Raw genomic sequence first — 17,025 nt, 5'->3', positions numbered from 1 at the left:
TGGCAGGAACGAGCGGGAGACGCATGAGCGATCCGAAACGGGTAGCGATTATCGGTGCTGGAATGGCGGGACTGACGCTCGCCCGCGCCCTTGCCGGCCATGCCACCGTCCACATCTTCGAGAAGAGCAAGGGCATCGGCGGCCGGATGGCGACGCGCCGGATCGAGGACATATCCTTCGACCACGGCGCCCAGTATTTCACGGTCCGCGACCCGCGCTTCCGTGACATGCTAAACGCGGCTGCGGCCGATGGCGCCGTGGAGCGCTGGAACCGGGACATCGTCTCCCTGCCGGCGGCACTGCAAAACGAGCAGCGAGCAAACGACGCACGATATGTCGGCAAGCCCGGGATGAATGCCCTGCCGAAATGGATGGCGAGAGACTGCGACATCACCTTCAATGCCGAGATATGCTCCATCTCCGGTACGCCCGGAAACTGGACCGTGACGACGGAAGCCGGTGAGGACGGCGCCTTCGACTGGGTCATCGCAACTGCGCCCGCGCCGCAGTCGGCAGCCCTGCTCCCGCCCGCCTTCGCTCACCATGCGGCCCTGCAGACGACCCGCATGAATGCCTGCTTCACCTTGATGGTCACCTTGAAGCTCGGTGCGGCACCGCCTTTCCCAGCCGCACGCCTTGACGATCCGGTCATCAACTGGATCTCTCGCAACGACACGAAGCCCGGCCGCGATAATGTGCCAAGCCTTGTCGTGAATGCCGGCCCGGAATGGTCCGACCGGCATGTCGAGACGCCGCTCGAAAGCCTGCGGGAGCAGATGCTCAAGGCCGTGCGACGGTACATTCCGCTGGAAAACACCGAGGCGGAAAGCGCCGTTATCAAGCGCTGGCGCTATGCGAACGTCGCGCGACCTGCCGGCCAGCCGTTCCTGCTCGACCGGGAGCAACAGCTTGCCAGTTGCGGCGACTGGTGCATTGCCGGCCGCGTCGAAGCGGCTTTCCAGAGCGCAAGCCTCCTCGCAGACGCTCTTCTCCCCGCTCTCAGGGAAACAACGCCATGACGACACTGTCGAAAACCACCTCGACGCTGCTGACCTATGCCGGCGCCTTGCCGTTCTGGTTGCTGCTCGCCGCGCCCACCACCCTCCTCGGCGTCGACACGGGCCAGGCGTTCCTCGCCTACGGCGCCGTCATCTCGGCCTTCATGGCGGGCACGCTCTGGGGCGTCGCGCAGATGGGCAAGGCGGGTCATGCGGCGATCGTCGCCAGCAATGTGTTCGCGCTCCTGTCCTTCGCGACGCTGCTGATCCGCCAACCCGTCTTCTCCGCCGGCCTGCAATTGATCGTTTTCGCTCTGCTGCTTCTCGCCGACCGGATCATCCTGGCAAACGATGTCGAACACAGGTGGTATGCCAGACTGCGGACGCGGGTGACGATCATCGTCGTGCTTGCCTATATTGCGATGCTTTACCGACTGGCATAGACCGGCAAAGAATAACGCGAGGAGCGAAACGACATGCTGCTACTGAACAAACCGCGCGGATCAGGCCCGTATCCGGACCGGGACATCGCCTGCCAGGAGGCCGTCGAGCAGACGTTCCTCGACATCGCCAAGGGGCTGACGCCGGATAACATCGTGGAGACCGCCTCCGGCCGCCTTCCGCCCCCGTTCCAGCGTCTGGCGAAGGAAGCGGAAAAGGTCGGCTGGGGACTGGAGGAGGCGGAGGTCGCCATCAGCGAACTCGCCCAGAATCTGCTGGACGACATGTCGGAGATGTAGGCGGCACGAAGTCTCGGCGGGGAACGCCGAGATGGAACGGTCGTCGCAGGGAGCCGTCAGGACCTGTGAAACCGCCGCTTCAGAAAGCTGGATGTCCGGTATTTGACGCCGGCCGGGCGTTCGGGGTCGGCCATGTCCGATTCCGCCATCAGGTCTTCCGCCGCGGTGAGGTCGCGCATCGCCACGGGCACCAATCGACGTCCCGTTTCTGCTGTCAACACCTCGATGGCTTTCACCAGCGATCCCTGCTCCGCGATCGCGGCAGCCACCTCGTCCTCGCTGTGCCCGAGATGTTCGCCGATAAGCGCGTTTCGGCATGCGGCGATCTTCTGCGCCATCTCCGGTTGGTCGGGGCGGGCCTCGATCAGCACGTCGCATTCCGTATCGTAGCCCATCGACCGGTTGTTGAGATTGGCTGAACCGAGCTTCAGGATCCGGTCGTCGGCGATCATGATCTTGGCGTGAACGTAGATCGGCGTGTCGGCATCGTTGACGGGATAGAGGATGCGGAACCTGTCGAAACGGTCGGCATCGCGAACCAGCTTCATGAGCCGGATGCGGGCGGAGTCCATGGCTTTGGCTTCCAGCCACCCGTTCGCCCCTTCCGGATTGACGACTACAATCTCCGGTCCGTCCGATTCTTCCAGACGCTTGGCCAAGGCCTCGGCGATGCGGCGCGAGGCGAAATACTGGCTTTCGATGTAGAGCGTCTCGCGCGCGGCGGCGATGATGGCGAGCGTTGCGGTCTCGATTTCCACGACCTGCTGGCGCTCGTCATATTGCGGCAGCGTGCGGGCGATGCCGACATCGATATCGCGGAAATCGACGGTGAGATCGTCCGGCCAAGCGTCCGATCCGCTCTCGATCGGCTCCAGCGTATCGCCCGTCGCTTCCTGCCAGCGGGCGCGCGCGAGTTCGGCAAGAGCTGCGGCAGCCTTGCCGGAGAAGCACGTCGTCGCGTCGTGCCAAGGCTCCTGTGTAAACCCCAGCGGCGAGCGGCGGCGCTTGTCCTTTTCCAGATGCTCAGAAGTATCCCACCGCCCGACCGTCATGTCGATGCCGCCGCAGAAGGCGACCTCGTCGTCAATGACGAGAAGCTTCATATGATGCGCCGACAAGGGCGGATGGGCACTGTCGAGCTTCAAACTGACGCGATCGGAAAACAACCAGCCGAGCATGTAGACCGGCGTCTCTCCCCGGACGAGGGAAGCAAACAGGCCCATGTCCCATTTGAGGATGCGAATGTTCAGAGCATTGTTGCGCTCTGCCAGCCAGTTCAGAAAGCGTCCGAGCTTGTCGGGAGATCCATCCGTGCTCTTGCCCGGCACGAGATCGATACGCGTATCGAAATCCCAGCCGATCAGCACGATCGACTTTTTTGCTTTCATCATCGCCTGCCGGGCATGACGAAAAAAGGCCTCGGCATCGACGATGACCGAAAGCCGGTCCGCACGGGCAACCCGCCAACAGGTCTGCCGTTCCACCAGAAGTGTCTGCATCGCCTCTCACATTCCCTACACCGTCGGAGCAGAGGAGATAGGGCTCGATCGCCGCCCGGCCATCTCCATTTGCAGAAGAACCTTCGCGCCGGCAGACGGAAAACGGAAGTGCTATGAAGAACTTACGAAATGGCTGTTGAAAACGGGCCGCACGGGTGTAGCTTCCTGACGGGATGAGGTTGATGCAATGTGGAGGAATTCATCATGTTCAAACTGTTGCCCGCGCTCTTCGCGGCAGGCTGCGTGGCAGCTATCATGATAAGCGTGCCCGCTTTCGCTCTTGAACCGCCCGCCTCCCCGCCGGCCGACAAACCGCTAAAGGCATTCGTGACGTCGGTCGAAACGGATAAATCGATCACCTTCCGGCTCTTTGCCCCGGCCGCCAAATCGGTTGCCGTCGTGCTCGGCCAGCGTGAGCCGATGATGATGACCCGTGGCGAGGACGGTGTCTGGACGGCGAAGAGCCACGTTCTCACGCCGAACCTCTATGAATATTACTTCAACATCGACGGCTTTCGCAGCATCGATCCCGGCTACCATCAGCCCAAGCCACAACGACAGGTGAACACGAGCCTCGTTCTCGTGCCCGGCAGCATTCTCGACACACGCGATGTGCCGCACGGCGACCTGCGTCTGGTGACGCTGTCATCCACGGCGCTGAAATCCCAGCGCCAGATGCATGTCTACACACCGCCCGGCTATACGGATACCGCGGAACCTCTGCCCGTCGTCTATCTCTATCACGGGTTCGGCGACACGGTGGACTCATGGGTCACCCAGGGGCGCACACCCCAGATTCTCGACAATCTGCTGGCCGAACACAAAATCAAGCCGATGATCGTCGTCATCCCCGATACGGAGGCCGACATTCCCGAGGCGGTCGCCGAGAACTTTCCGGCGGCCCAGCGCCGCAAGGACTTCTATCCGATCAACGCCGACGCCATCGACCGCGAGCTGATCGAGGATCTCATTCCCTACATGGAGAAAACCTACCGCGTGCGCACGGATGCCGACGGCCGCGCCGTCGTCGGGCTGTCGCAAGGGGGGTATCAGGCGCTGGTCTCCGGTCTCTCGCATCTCGGCACCTTCGGCTGGGTCGCGACCTTCAGCGGCGTTTCCACCACGACGGTCCCCAACAAGGCGGTCGATGGGGCGCTGAACGCGCCGGACACGATCAACAAGGCGCTGCGGAACTTCACCGTGACGGTCGGGTCAAAAGACACGGTCACGGGCAAGGATATCGCCGGCCTGAAGAAGACGCTGGACGAGAAGAAGATCGTCCACGAATACCACGAATACAAGGACCTCCAGCACGAGATGGACGTCTGGCGGCCTTCGCTGGTCACCTTCCTGGAAAAGGCTTTCAAGTAGACGCTCGGGCGGCCATTATCGAGGCCGTGCAATAACCCGGCTGTGGCGAGACGAGCATTCGACGTGCTCCTCTCGCCAACCTGCCGAGCGTTTGTCAGATTCCGCAACGCTTACTGGCCGCTCTTCGCGACACGGCGGGGCACTCCAGCTTCGGGCGTGGCGTTATAGACATCCGGCACGTACATGTCCGCCGGGACAGGCTTGCGGTAGTAGTCGGCGTGGCGCGCGCGGTCCGGCAGCTGAACGGAGGGCTTCGGAACGTCCTCGTAAGGGATCTGCTGCAGGAGATGCGAGATGCAGTTCAGGCGCGCCTTGCGCTTGTCCACGGCATCGACCACCCACCAGGGCGTTTCCGGGCGGTGCGTGCGCTCCAGCATGTCCTCCTTGGCCTTGGTGTAGGATTCCCAGTGAATGCGGCTTTCCAGATCCATCGGGGACAGTTTCCACTGCTTTAACGGATCCCGGATCCGCATGTTGAAACGGAAAGCCTGCTCTTCATCGGTGATCGAGAACCAGTATTTGATCAGGATGATGCCGGAGCGCACGAGCATGTTTTCGAACTGCGGCACGGACTGGAAGAACTCTTCCAGCTCGTCAGGGGTGCAGAACCCCATCACCCGCTCGACACCGGCGCGATTGTACCAGCTGCGGTCGAACAGAACGATTTCGCCGGCCGTGGGCAGGTGCTGGACGTAACGCTGGAAATACCACTGGTGGCGTTCGCGCTCGGACGGCGCCGGCAGCGCGACCACGCGGCAGACGCGCGGATTGAGCCGCTGGGTCACCCGCTTGATGGCACCGCCCTTGCCGGCGGAGTCGCGACCCTCGAACAGCACGACGACCTTGAGCTTCTTGTGCTGGACCCAATCCTGCAAGCGGACGAGTTCGTGCTGGAGACGGAAAAGCTCCTGGAAATAGACCTTGCGGTCGAGAAGCGGTTCGGCCGTCGGGTCCGTGCCTTCCTCGAAGAGATCGTCCAGACGATCCTCCTCCATCTGCATTTCCAGTTCCTCGTCGAAACTGTCGACAATTTCCGCCTTGATGCGCGCGAGCTGGGCTGGGTCGTTGATATTCATGGAGGCTCCGTGACGGACAGAATGGGTTTGGCAAAAGCGCATTCTACCGCCTTTTCCGTGTCAGCAGAATGACGCCTGTCGCGCATCGCAAACGGCACGTCGGCACGCCTCCGCCCCTTTGTATATTATCGTTCAAACGCATTGACTTGGGAGCCGTCTTGCGGCCCTGTCTGCCGTGCGCGACGGATGACGCTGCAAGACGAATTCGAGAACACGACCATTGCGATGCGACGGCTTGCCCGGCATCGGACCTGAAAGGATGTTGCGTTGGCGACAGGCTTGATAGCGCTACTGGATGACATCGCGGCCATTGCGAAGCTCGCGGCCGCGTCCCTCGACGATGTCGGCGCGCAAACGGCAAAGGCCAGCATCAAGGCTGCTGGCGTCGTCATCGACGATACCGCGGTGACGCCGACCTATGTCGTCGGGCTATCGCCAAGCCGCGAACTGCCGATCATCTGGCGGATCGCCAAGGGGTCGCTGCGCAACAAGCTCGTCTTCCTGCTGCCGGCCTGCCTGCTCATGGGTGCGTTCGTGCCGTGGCTGATCACGCCGCTGCTGATGATCGGCGGCACCTATCTCTGCTTCGAGGGCGCCGAGAAAATCCACTCTGCCCTGTCGGGCCACGGCCACGCCGACGCGGCCGCTGCCGCGACCGTCGATCCGGCTACGCTCGAAGAGCAGAAGGTCGCAGGCGCCATTCGTACGGATTTCATCCTCTCTGCCGAAATCATGGCGCTGACGCTTGCCGGCGTGTCCACCTCCAACTTCGCGACACAGGTCGCAGTCCTCGCCGCCGTCGGCATTCTCATCACGGTTGCCGTCTATGGCGTGGTCGCGTTCATCGTCAAAGCCGACGATATCGGCCTCCATCTGGTGGCGACGGGCGGGGGCATCGGCAAGACGATCGGGCATGCTCTCGTCAAGGGCGTTCCGGTCTTCCTGCAGATCCTCGCGATCGTGGGAACCGCCGCCATGCTCTGGGTCGGCGGCAGCATCGTCATTCACGGCCTTGCCGAATTCGGGCTGCACCAGCCGGAACATATCGTCGAAGGTGCCGCGGGCTTCGCGGTCATGCTCATCCCCGTCCTGCCACAAGTCGTTCACTGGCTGGTGGCGACCCTGATGCAGGCGATCTTCGGCGCCATCCTCGGCGGTATCGTCATCCTGCTCCTTCAGGCCTTCAAGCCGCTTCTCGCCGGAAGCAAGGCGTAGGCGGCAAAAGCGAGCGTCTGCTGCCTGTTTTCTGAAATGTGATGCGTGCCTCATACACAGAATGATCATCACCATGCAAAGCGGTCTTGCGAGATCGCGCATCTGATCGCATAAGCCGTGCATGTCTGATTCACGTATTTTCGTTGGCCTCAAGTCTGCCAAGAAGAAGTCCAAAGCCGCTGAGGCCCCCACGGGGCCGCAGTGTCAATGGCATGGGTGCGAAAAGGTCGGTACGCATCGCGCGCCGGTGGGCATGGGAGGCGAAGGCCTGTTCCTGATGTTCTGTCTCGACCACATCAAGGAGTACAACAAGGGCTACAACTTTTCGCCGGACCTCTCCGACCCGGCCGTTGCGCGCTACCAGCGCGAAGCGATCAGCGGCGCGCGTCCGAGCTTCGGCAAGCCGATCGTGGAAGCGACCGAGCTGCCGATGCCGTTCACCGTGCGCTCGGGCTCGGCAAAGTCGCTGAACGCCCGGAAAAGTGCGGCCGAACGCCTGATGCAGAAGCGGGAGGCACAGGCGCGAAAACTGAAGGTGCTCGAGGCGAAGGCCTTCGAAACCCTTGGGCTTGCCCACGATGCCACGCCGGACCAGATCAACCGGCGCTACAAGGAACGCATCAAGCTGCACCACCCGGATAGTAACGCCGGAAACCGGGCGTCGGAGGCGGAGCTTCAGGCGACGATCGAGGCGCACAAGATCCTCAAGCTCAACGGCTTCTGCGGATAGGGCACTGGCCCTCTCCAGCCCTGCAAGTCTCACGGATCGGTGAATGACTCCTGCAGCGCGGCAGTGCCGGCTGCCCGGTAGGCCATGACCACGGCGAAGAGCGCCTGCGTCATGCGCTCGCGAACACCTTCGTCGCCGAACGTCACGGCCTGAATGCCTTGAAAGAAGATGCCGTCGAGCGTCACATAGGCCAGCTCCTGAAACGGCTCGGGGTCACGCGTCGGATCAATCAGCCGGAGAACGGTTCCGGTCATGCCCTTCAGGTCGTGCTCGATCTCCGTCACGACAGCCTGGTATTTCGGCTCGAACAGGGACTGGTTGCGCAGGTCGTACCAGAAGCGGTGCATGGCGGTGGATGTCATGGCGCTCTCCACCAGCGCTTCGATCGCCTCCTCCACCGAATGCCTGTCGACAATGATATCGGCAAGCCGGGCGATGAAGGTCTGCTTGAAACGCCGGACCGTGAAGACGATCAACTCGCTCTTGTCGCCGAAATAATAGTGGAGACGTCCGAGATTGATATCGGCCGCAGCCGCGATATCGCGCAGCGACGTGCGCGCATAGCTCTGCGTCGAAAGGCTCCGCAAGGCCTGATCGGCAAGCTCCGTCTTGCGTTGCAGCCCCTTCGCCGTCTTGTGTCCGCTATGCGGATTTTCCGTCTTTATGCGTGTCATGCGATCAGCTGTAATCCCACCCTCCCCCGCCGTCGAGGCAGCGCTTGACAAAAATGGGACGGTCGTCCAGCTTATCGATACCGCTAAATAAGCGGTCACGAATGGGAGATCGTGATGGGAGGGATTTACGGGAGTGTGGCGTCTGTAGCAGGCTTGTGCGGCAAGGCGCATGGCCCAACCGCTGTCGCGCGGGTGCCGGCATGAGCGAGGACGTCTTCGATATCATCGTCATCGGCGCCGGGCCGGGAGGCTGCGCGACGGCGGCCCGCATTGCCGAGGCCCGGCCCGACTGGCGTATCGCGCTGGTGGAAACGGGACCGGCAAAGGGAAACGCACTGGTCTCGACTCCGGCCGGTATTGTCGGTCTCGTCGGCCGCCGCAATCGCCACAACTACGCCTATGAGACCGTTCCGCAACGGGAGTTGAACGATCGCTGCGGCTTCCAGCCACGCGGCCGCGGCGTCGGGGGCAGCAGCCTCATCAATGCGATGATCTACATTCGCGGACAGGCCGAAGACTATGATGGCTGGGCGGCGGCCGGATGCACCGGCTGGGGCTGGGGCGATGTGCTGCCGCTGTTCCTGCGTGCTGAGGACAATCGTCGCGGCGCGGACACGTTCCACGGAACGGGAGGACCACTGCACGTGGACGACCTCTGGACGGATGTCGCGCTGACCGGCGATTTCATCACCGCGGCGAGACAGGCCGGCTATCCGCTGAACAGCGATTTCAACGGACGGACGCAGGAAGGGTTCGGCACCTACCAGCTTTTCCAGAAGGCAGGTCGCCGCTTCGACGCCGGCTCCGCCTACATCCACACACGGCCGCACCCGAACCTCACGCTTCTTTCCGATACGCAGGCGCTCCGCCTGACATTCGAGAAGAACAGGGCGACCGGCGTGGAGGTCCGCCATCACAGAAGGACGCGCACCCTCACAGCACGAGGAGAGGTCGTGCTGGCCGGTGGTGCCTTCGGCACCCCCCAACTCCTCATGCTCTCGGGCATCGGCCCGGCGGAGCATCTGCGCCGGCACGGCATCGGCATCGTTGCGGACCGAAACGAGGTGGGTGCCAATCTGCAGGACCACCTCGACCATATCAGCAGCCGGCTCGTGCGCGGCGGCGGCGTCATCGGAACGACGCCCATCGGCTCGATCCCGCTCCTTCGCGGGGTCCTGCCCTATCTTCAGGGCAAGCGCGGAAGCCTCTCCAGCAACTTCGCCGAGGCCGGCGGCTTCGTGCGGTCCTCGCCATCCGTCGATCGGCCCGATCTCCAGTTTCACTTTACCATCGGCCTCGTCGAAAACCACGCGCGCCGCATCATCCTGAAGACCGGCATCTCCCTCCATGTCTGCGTCCTGCGCCCTGCGAGCCGTGGCACCGTGCGGCTGGCGAACGCCGATCCGGCAAGCGCGCCTCTCATCGACCCCCGCTATCTCTCGGATGCCGGCGACCTGCAGACGCTGGTCAAAGGGGTGCGCATCGCCGAGCAGATCCTCCGGCAGCACGCTCTGGAGCGGTACAAAGGCCGCCCCTTCCGCGCCCTCGACCCGCAGGACGATGCGGCCATCGAGGCAAGCATCCGGGCCCATGCCGATACGATCTACCATCCCGTCGGCACCTGCCGGATGGGCAGCGATGCGGCATCCGTGGTCGATCCGGAACTCCGTGTGCGCGGGGTCAACGGTCTGCGCATCGCCGACGCCTCGATCATGCCGACGATCGTCAGCGGCAATACCCAGGCCCCAAGCGCCATGATCGGCGAGCGCGCCGCAGACCTGATCCTGCGCACAGGGAGGTCGGAAACGACATGACCGATCTTCACGCCATTCTCTCGGCCCAACGCCGGGCCTTCACGGCCGCCCTGCCCGAGCCGCCCGCCATCCGCATCGACCGCCTGAAGCGCGCCGCATCGATGATCCGCGACAATGCCAAGGCCTTCTGCGCAGCGCTTTCGGAGGATTTCGGGCATCGGAGCACCGAGCAGTCGATGCTGACCGACATCGCCGTTTCGATCGGGGCGCTCGACCACGCCGCCAGGCATCTGCGCGCCTGGTCGAAGCCGGAGCGCCGGCCGCTGCCGTTTCCGCTCACTCTGCTCGGCGCGCGGGCGCATGTCGAATATCAGCCGAAGGGTGTCGTCGGGATCATCGCGCCATGGAACTTCCCGATCAACCTCATCATGACCCCCATGGCCGGCGTCTTCGCGGCCGGCAACCGTGCCATGGTCAAGACCAGCGAGTATACGCCGGCAACCAATGCCGTCTTCGAAGCGGTCGCGGGCCAGTATTTCGCAGAAGACGAACTCCGCTTCGTCAGCGGCGGCCCGGAGGTCGGTCAAGCCTTTGCCGGCCTCCCCTTCGACCACCTGATCTTCACCGGCGCGACCGGCATCGCCCGCCACATCCTGCACGCCGCCGCGGACAATCTCGTACCCGTCACGCTGGAGTTGGGCGGCAAGTCGCCCGTGATCGTCGGGCGCGGTGCCGACATCGGGCGCGCGACCGGACGCGTGGCTTTGGGCAAGATGCTCAATGCGGGACAGGTCTGCCTCGCGCCCGATTACCTGTTCGTCCGAGACGCGGACGAGGAGGCTGTCGTTGCCGGGCTGAAGACCGCGGTTATCAGGATGTACCCGACCCTCCTCGACAATCCGGATTACACCTCGGTCATCAGCGACCGGCATGTCGCGCGACTGACGGGTCTTGTGGACGATGCCCGTGCAAAAGGCGCACGTGTGGAGGTCGTCAATCCCGCCAATGAGGATTTTTCCACCGGAAACGGTCGCAAGATGCCGCTCCACCTCATCCGCGGCGCGACCGACGACATGCGCGTGATGCAGGAGGAGATCTTCGGGCCGATCTTGCCCATCCGCCGCTTCGAGGACATGGCGGACGCGATCGCCCAGATCCGTCGCCGGGGCCATCCGTTGGCGCTCTACTACTTCGGCGCGGATGCGCAGGAGCAGCGGCACGTCATCGATCGGACCATCTCCGGCGGCGTCACCATCAACGACGTCCTCTTCCACGCCCTGCCGGACGACCTGCCCTTCGGCGGCATCGGGCCATCGGGAACAGGCGCCTATCACGGGCGGGACGGGTTCAGGACGTTCAGCCATGCCAGGGCGATCTATTCCCAACCAAAGCTCAACATCGCCAAACTCGCCGGCATGATGCCGCCTTACGGCTTGTTCGCGCGACTGTCGGCCCGGCAGACGATCGGCCGCACGAGAAAGAGAAAAGGACAAGCACCGGGCGAAGACCGCTGAAGCGGCAGGTTCTTTTATCCCGGCTCCCGCATTACCGCTCGCGCAAGACGCAGGGATGCTTATAGTCGCACAGTTGATGCGAGGAGCATGACCCACGGGGAGGAGAGACCGTGTCGCAAACCATTGCCTTCCTGCCGCCGCGGGCCGACGTGCTGTCGCAGCGGGCCAGGATTATCGCGGATCTTGCCGACCTTCTGCCGGAGGGTGGGCTGGTGCATGAGGCGCGCGAGCTGGTGCCGTTCGAAACGGACGCCTATGTCGCCTACCGGCAGCTGCCGCTGGCCGTTGCCCTGCCGCGAACGACGCAGGAGGTGTCCGCCGTCCTCGAATATTGCAATCGCCACGGCATTCCCGTCGTCCCGCGCGGGGCAGGAACCTCGCTCTGCGGCGGCGCCATTCCGCAGCCGGATGCTGTTGTGCTCGGCCTCTCGCGCATGTCCGCTATCCTGGACGTCGATCTCGAGAACCGGGTCGCGAGGGTGCAGGCCGGCGTAACGAACCTGTCGATCTCGGAGACCGTCGGGCCGGAAGGCTTCTTCTATGCGCCGGATCCGAGCTCCCAGCTTGCCTGCACCATCGGCGGCAATATCGGCATGAACTCGGGCGGCGCGCACTGCCTCAAATATGGCGTGACCACGAACAATCTGCTCGGGGTGACCATGGTGCTGATGGACGGCACGGTCATCACGCTCGGCGGCAGCCATCTCGATGCGGCGGGCTACGATCTTCTCGGCCTCGTCTGCGGTTCGGAAGGGCAGCTCGGCGTCGTGACGGAGGCGACGGTAAGAATCCTCGCAAAGGCCGAAGGTGCCCGGCCGGTCCTCTTCGGTTTCGCGACATCGCGCGAGGCGGGCGCCTGCGTTGCCGATGTCATCGGCGCCGGCATCATCCCCGTCGCCATCGAGTTCATGGACAAACAAGCCATCGAGATCTGCGAGGCCTTCGCCAAGGCCGGCTATCCCTTGTATGTCGGCGCGCTGCTGATCATCGAAGTCGAGGGGTCGGACGCCGAGATGGAGGCGATGCTGGCTGCCATCGTCGCGATCGCCCGTCGCCACGGCGTGATGACGGTGCGCGAAAGCCAGTCCGCGACCGAGGCCGCCCTGATCTGGAAAGGCCGCAAATCCGCCTTCGGCGCCACCGGGCGCATCGCGGACTATATCTGCATGGACGGCACGGTGCCGCTCGGCAAGCTCTCCTATGTGCTCCAGCGGACGGGGGAGATCTGCACCGGCCTCGGTCTGCGCGTCGCCAACGTCTTCCATGCCGGCGACGGCAACATGCATCCGCTGATCCTGTTCGACGCCAACGACCCGGCAGAAGCCGCCAAAGCCGAGCAGGCGGGCAACGAGATCCTGAAGGTGTGCGTGGACGTGGGCGGCTGCCTGACCGGCGAGCACGGCGTGGGCATCGAGAAGCGCGACCTGATGCGGTTCCAGTTCTCCGACACCGATCTCGCCCAGCAGATGGCCGTGCGCTATGCCTTCGACGCCGACTGGCTGTTGAACCCGTCCAAGGTCTTCCCGCTCGACGGACGGCCCGACGCATGAACGATGTCCATCATCCCCAGAGTGAAGCAGAGGCCTGCGACCTGATCCGGCAGGCCGCGAGCAACGGAACGGCCCTCTCCCTCATCGGCGGTAATACCCGCGCGGGTCTCGGCAACCGGGTTTCAGCCGGTGTCGTGCTCTGTTCCACCGGGCTCGCCGGCATTGTGGCGTACGAGCCCGGCGAGATGGTGATGACGGCGCGCTCGGGCACGACGCTCTCCGAGATCGAGGCGGCCCTTTCCGCCAACAACCAGATGCTTGCCTTCGAGCCGTTGGATCATCGTGGCATCATGGGCACGCAGGGTGAACCGACCATTGGCGGCGTGTTCCTGTCCAACGCATCGGGCCCACGCCGCCTGTCTGCCGGTGCGGCGCGCGACAGCCTGCTGGGCATCCGCTTCGTCAACGGGCGTGGCGAGGCGATCCGGGCCGGCGGACGAGTGATGAAGAACGTGACGGGGCTCGATCTCGTCAAGCTGCTGGCAGGCTCGCACGGGACGCTCGGCTTCGTCACGGAGGTTACGTTCCGCGTGCTGCCGCGGCCGGAGAGCGAGGCGACCATCGTGCTCTGTGGCCTCGACGATGCCACGGCCACGAGGGCGATGGCGGCGGCCATGGCGCAACCGGCCGATGTTTCCGGCGCGGCGCATATCCCGCAGGGACTGGCGCAGACGCTCCCGGATGCTGTCGGGAAGACGGGAGCCGTGACCGCTCTGCGACTGGAGGGCCTTTCGGCTTCCGTCACCGTGCGGGCCGCCTCGCTGGCCGCAAGGCTGTCGGCGTTTGCGCCGGTCGCGACGGTGGAACAGGCTGCAAGCACCCGGCTCTGGCGCGCCATCCGTGATGTCACGCCTTTGCAGGCGCTTCAGGATCGGCCCCTCTGGCGGGTATCCGTCGCACCGACCGCGGGTCATCGGCTGATCGCGACGCTCCGGCAGCACGCCGATGTCGATGCGCTCTACGACTGGCAGGGCGGGCTCGTCTGGTTGCAGATCGGTGGCGAGCCGCAGGCCGATGTCCTGCGCCGGACCATTGCGGCCGTCGGCGGCGGACACGCCACGCTGATGCGCGCATCCGACGTTCAGCGGGCCGGGATCTCCGCGTTCGAGCCGCAACCGGTGCCGATCGCGGCGTTGTCGGCGCGCATCAAGGCCAAGCTCGATCTGGCCGGCATCTTCTCTCCGGGCAGGATGACACCCGACGCGGGGGCGAATATGCGGATAGTAGACAGGACGGGATAGCGACGGATGCAGACCTCTTTCACACCCGAACAGCTGTCCGATCCGCATGTGGCGGAATCCGAGAAAATCCTGCGACGCTGCGTCCATTGCGGCTTCTGCACCGCCACCTGTCCGACCTATGTCACGCTCGGCAACGAGCTCGACAGCCCGCGCGGGCGCATCTACCTCATCAAGGACATGCTCGAGAACGACCGCCCTGCCGACCGCGAGGTCGTGACGCATATCGATCGCTGTCTCTCCTGCCTTGCCTGCACGACGACCTGTCCGTCGGGCGTCGATTACATGCACCTGATCGACCATGCCCGTGTTCACATCGAGCAGACCTACAGACGCCCGCTCGCAGACCGGATGATCCGCGGCCTGCTCGCTGCCATCCTGCCGTACCCCGCCCGCTTCCGCGCCGCATTGGCGCTCGCCCGGATCGCCCGTCCACTCGCCCCATTCCTGCGCCGTATAAAACCGTTGGCCCCGCTCGCCGCCATGCTCGATCTCGCGCCGCGCCGGGCGGCCAAGCGACCAGCCGCGACCGTTCCTGCCGCCCTTCCCCCCACACGCGGCCGCGTCATCCTGCTGGAAGGCTGCGCCCAGCCGACGCTCGATCCCGGCATCAACGCAGCCACGGTGCGGCTGCTGACCCGGCTCGGCATCGCCGTGGCCACGCCAAAGGGCGAAGGCTGCTGCGGTGCGCTGGTGCATCACATGGGCCGCGAGTTGCAGGCGCTCGATTTTGCCCGCCGCAACATCGACGTCTGGATGCGCGAGGTGGATGCAGGCGGGCTCGATGCCATCCTCATCACGGCATCGGGCTGCGGCACCACCATCAAGGACTATGGCCACATGCTGCGCCTCGATCCGCTCTACGCCGAAAAGGCCGCGACGATCTCAGCGCTGGCAAAGGACATCACGGAATACCTGTCCACGCTCGACCTCGAAGTCCTGCCGAAACGCGATCTCGTGGTCGCCTATCACTCCGCCTGCTCGCTACAGCACGGACAGAAGATCACGGCCCTGCCGAAGCTTCTCCTGAAGACGGCCGGCTTCACCGTGCGCGATCCGGCGGAAGGCCATCTCTGCTGCGGCTCGGCTGGAACCTACAACATCCTGCAGCCCGAAATCTCTGCCACGCTCAAGCAACGCAAGGTGAAGAACATCGAGGCGACCAAGCCGGACGTGATCGCGGCGGGGAACATTGGCTGCCTCACCCAGATCGCCTCGGGAACGGCCATCCCCATCGTCCATACCGTGGAACTGCTCGACTGGGCCTATGGTGGACCGAAACCAGTGAAACTGAACGGTTGATACCGCAGGCGTATCTCTTCAAGGATTGGATCTTCCCCGCACTGGCGATGGCTCGGCTTCCAGTAAGCACCACGCTTGACGCACCAACGCGCCGGACTTAGGGGATGCCCACCTCAAACAGGCGGGAACGATGACCGACGCAAATCCGGATGCGGCTGCAGGCGGCTCGATCCACTGGAAGCGAAACCTTGCGGTATCGCTCGCCGGCTCGTTCACCACCATCGTCGCCATGACGCTGCTTCTGCCCTTCCTGCCGCTCTACGTCGAGGAGCTCGGCGTCAGCGATCACGCGGCCATCGTGCAATGGTCGGGAATTGCCTATGGCGCCACCTTCTTTGCGGCGGCTCTGGTCGCGCCGCTCTGGGGCCGCCTCGGCGATATCTACGGTCGAAAGCTGATGCTGGTCAGGGCGAGCCTCGGCATGACGGTCGCCATCGCTCTGATGGGCGTCGCCGAAAACGTCTGGCAACTCGTCGCCCTGCGGCTGTTCGTCGGGCTCGCCGGCGGCTATTCCTCAGGCTCCATGGTTCTCGTGGCCACGCAGACGCCGCGGGATCGTTCAGCCTGGGCACTGGGCATGCTCTCTTCCGGCATTATGGCCGGCAATCTCGTGGGGCCGCTGATCGGAGGCGTGCTGCCGCCGCTGATCGGCATTCGCAACACCTTCCTTGCGGCCGGCGGGCTCATCTTCCTGGCCTTTCTGGCGACGACATTCCTCATCAAGGAGGAGACCGTGCCCGGCCGCAGGCAAGCCGCGAAGGCCGGCGGTGGTTGGGCGGCGATACCGGACAAGGCACCGGTCATCGCGATGCTCGCCACCGGCATGTTGCTGATGCTCGCCAATATGTCGATCGAGCCGATCATTACAGTCTATGTCGCCCAGCTGGTCGATAGGCCCGACACGGTGACCCTGTGGGCCGGCTTCGTTATGTCCGCGGCGGCCTTAGGCAGTATCCTGTCGGCCTCGCGGCTCGGACGGCTTGCCGATCGCATCGGCCAATGGCCGGTCATCGCCGGCGCGCTCGTCGCGGCGGGCATCCTGCTCGTACCGCAGGCCTTCGTCACCAGCGCCTGGCAGCTGATCCTGCTGCGCTTTCTTATGGGCGTGGCGCTGGGCGGCCTTCTCCCCTGCATCGCCGCCGTCATCCGGCATGGCGTGCCGGATCGCTCCGCCGGCACCGCACTCGGCCTCTCCGTCTCCGCACAATATGTCGGCCAGGTCGCGGGACCCCTGCTCGGCGGCTTCATCGGCGGCCATATCGGCATGCCCGTCGTCTTCATCGGCACGAGCATTCTGCTCCTTGCCGGCGCGGCTTTCGTCTGGACTTCAAAGCCGCCGATTGCAAACTAGCTAGCCACACGCC

15 protein-coding genes are annotated in these 17,025 nt (G+C 64.3%); 12 read left to right on the top strand and 3 right to left on the bottom strand.

Translation table 11 applies throughout. From position 1 onward, the window contains the following. The first annotated feature begins 23 nt into the window (after positions 1-23). From C8J33_RS16685 to C8J33_RS16675, 3 genes are read left to right on the top strand one after another with little or no spacing between them, the layout of a single operon-like run. Positions 24-1,019 (top strand): NAD(P)/FAD-dependent oxidoreductase, encoded by a 996-nt coding sequence (locus C8J33_RS16685; protein WP_165917018.1) that lies wholly within the window; start codon positions 24-26, stop codon positions 1,017-1,019. Further along, the gene (locus C8J33_RS16680) at positions 1,016-1,441 is read left to right on the top strand and encodes a DUF3429 domain-containing protein (protein WP_110801358.1); all 426 of its coding nucleotides are present in this window, start codon (positions 1,016-1,018) and stop codon (positions 1,439-1,441) included. The genes C8J33_RS16685 and C8J33_RS16680 overlap by 4 nt, the downstream gene beginning before the upstream one ends. A 33-nt stretch (positions 1,442-1,474) precedes the next feature. Next, complete coding sequence (locus tag C8J33_RS16675) at positions 1,475-1,738, top strand: hypothetical protein (protein WP_110801359.1); 264 nt, start codon at positions 1,475-1,477, stop codon at positions 1,736-1,738. A gap of 56 nt (positions 1,739-1,794) precedes the next feature. Here C8J33_RS16675 and C8J33_RS16670 read toward each other — a convergent pair whose 3' ends face one another. After that, entirely contained in the window at positions 1,795-3,237 is a 1,443-nt protein-coding gene (locus C8J33_RS16670) for a phospholipase D-like domain-containing protein (RefSeq protein WP_110801360.1), read from the bottom strand. Positions 3,238-3,441: 204 nt separating this feature from the next. On the opposite strand from C8J33_RS16670, the gene C8J33_RS16665 reads away from it, so the two are divergent. After that, the gene (locus C8J33_RS16665; RefSeq protein ID WP_110801476.1) at positions 3,442-4,608 is read left to right on the top strand and encodes an esterase; all 1,167 of its coding nucleotides are present in this window, start codon (positions 3,442-3,444) and stop codon (positions 4,606-4,608) included. A 110-nt stretch (positions 4,609-4,718) separates the two neighbouring features. On the opposite strand, the gene ppk2 is transcribed toward C8J33_RS16665, so the two are convergent. After that, complete coding sequence (gene ppk2, locus C8J33_RS16660) at positions 4,719-5,684, bottom strand: polyphosphate kinase 2 (protein WP_110801361.1); 966 nt, start codon at positions 5,682-5,684, stop codon at positions 4,719-4,721. 267 nt (positions 5,685-5,951) lie between these two features. Here ppk2 and C8J33_RS16655 point away from each other — a divergent pair, with 267 nt between their 5' ends. Continuing rightward, entirely contained in the window at positions 5,952-6,899 is a 948-nt protein-coding gene (locus tag C8J33_RS16655; RefSeq protein ID WP_110801362.1) for a DUF808 domain-containing protein, read from the top strand. Positions 6,900-7,020: 121 nt separating this feature from the next. Then, positions 7,021-7,629, top strand: a complete 609-nt coding sequence (locus tag C8J33_RS16650) for a J domain-containing protein (protein ID WP_110801363.1) — start codon at positions 7,021-7,023, stop codon at positions 7,627-7,629. Between the two features lie 29 nt (positions 7,630-7,658). Here the strand turns inward: C8J33_RS16650 and C8J33_RS16645 are convergent, their stop codons facing one another. Next, entirely contained in the window at positions 7,659-8,303 is a 645-nt protein-coding gene (locus tag C8J33_RS16645) for a TetR/AcrR family transcriptional regulator (protein ID WP_165910694.1), read from the bottom strand. Between the two features lie 200 nt (positions 8,304-8,503). On the opposite strand from C8J33_RS16645, the gene C8J33_RS16640 reads away from it, so the two are divergent. From C8J33_RS16640 to C8J33_RS16615, 6 genes are all read left to right on the top strand, one after another. Beyond that, positions 8,504-10,117: a GMC family oxidoreductase gene (locus tag C8J33_RS16640; protein ID WP_110801365.1), complete on the top strand. Its 1,614-nt coding sequence runs from the start codon at positions 8,504-8,506 to the stop codon at positions 10,115-10,117. Then, a complete protein-coding gene (locus C8J33_RS16635; protein ID WP_132664956.1) occupies positions 10,114-11,571 on the top strand; it encodes a coniferyl aldehyde dehydrogenase in 1,458 nt (485 codons plus the stop codon). The genes C8J33_RS16640 and C8J33_RS16635 overlap by 4 nt, the downstream gene beginning before the upstream one ends. 110 nt (positions 11,572-11,681) lie before the next feature. Then, entirely contained in the window at positions 11,682-13,121 is a 1,440-nt protein-coding gene (locus C8J33_RS16630) for an FAD-linked oxidase C-terminal domain-containing protein (RefSeq protein WP_110801367.1), read from the top strand. Then, on the top strand, positions 13,118-14,362 hold the full coding sequence (glcE, locus tag C8J33_RS16625) for a glycolate oxidase subunit GlcE (RefSeq protein WP_110801368.1): 1,245 nt from the start codon (positions 13,118-13,120) through the stop codon (positions 14,360-14,362). Before C8J33_RS16630 ends, glcE begins: the two co-directional genes overlap by 4 nt. A gap of 6 nt (positions 14,363-14,368) precedes the next feature. Next, positions 14,369-15,661, top strand: coding sequence for a glycolate oxidase subunit GlcF (gene glcF, locus C8J33_RS16620; RefSeq protein WP_110801369.1), 1,293 nt, complete (start codon positions 14,369-14,371; stop codon positions 15,659-15,661). 130 nt (positions 15,662-15,791) lie between these two features. Then, positions 15,792-17,012 carry an MFS transporter gene (locus C8J33_RS16615; RefSeq protein ID WP_132664955.1) on the top strand — a complete coding sequence of 407 codons (1,221 nt, stop codon included), beginning with the start codon at positions 15,792-15,794 and terminating at the stop codon, positions 17,010-17,012. Positions 17,013-17,025 lie beyond the last annotated feature (13 nt).

This window comes from Rhizobium sp. PP-CC-3G-465 (assembly GCF_004343445.1).
GTDB lineage: Bacteria > Pseudomonadota > Alphaproteobacteria > Rhizobiales > Rhizobiaceae > Ferranicluibacter > Ferranicluibacter rubi.
Note: the sequence above shows the minus strand (reverse complement) of the source record. Positions and strands in the feature narration are given on the sequence as shown.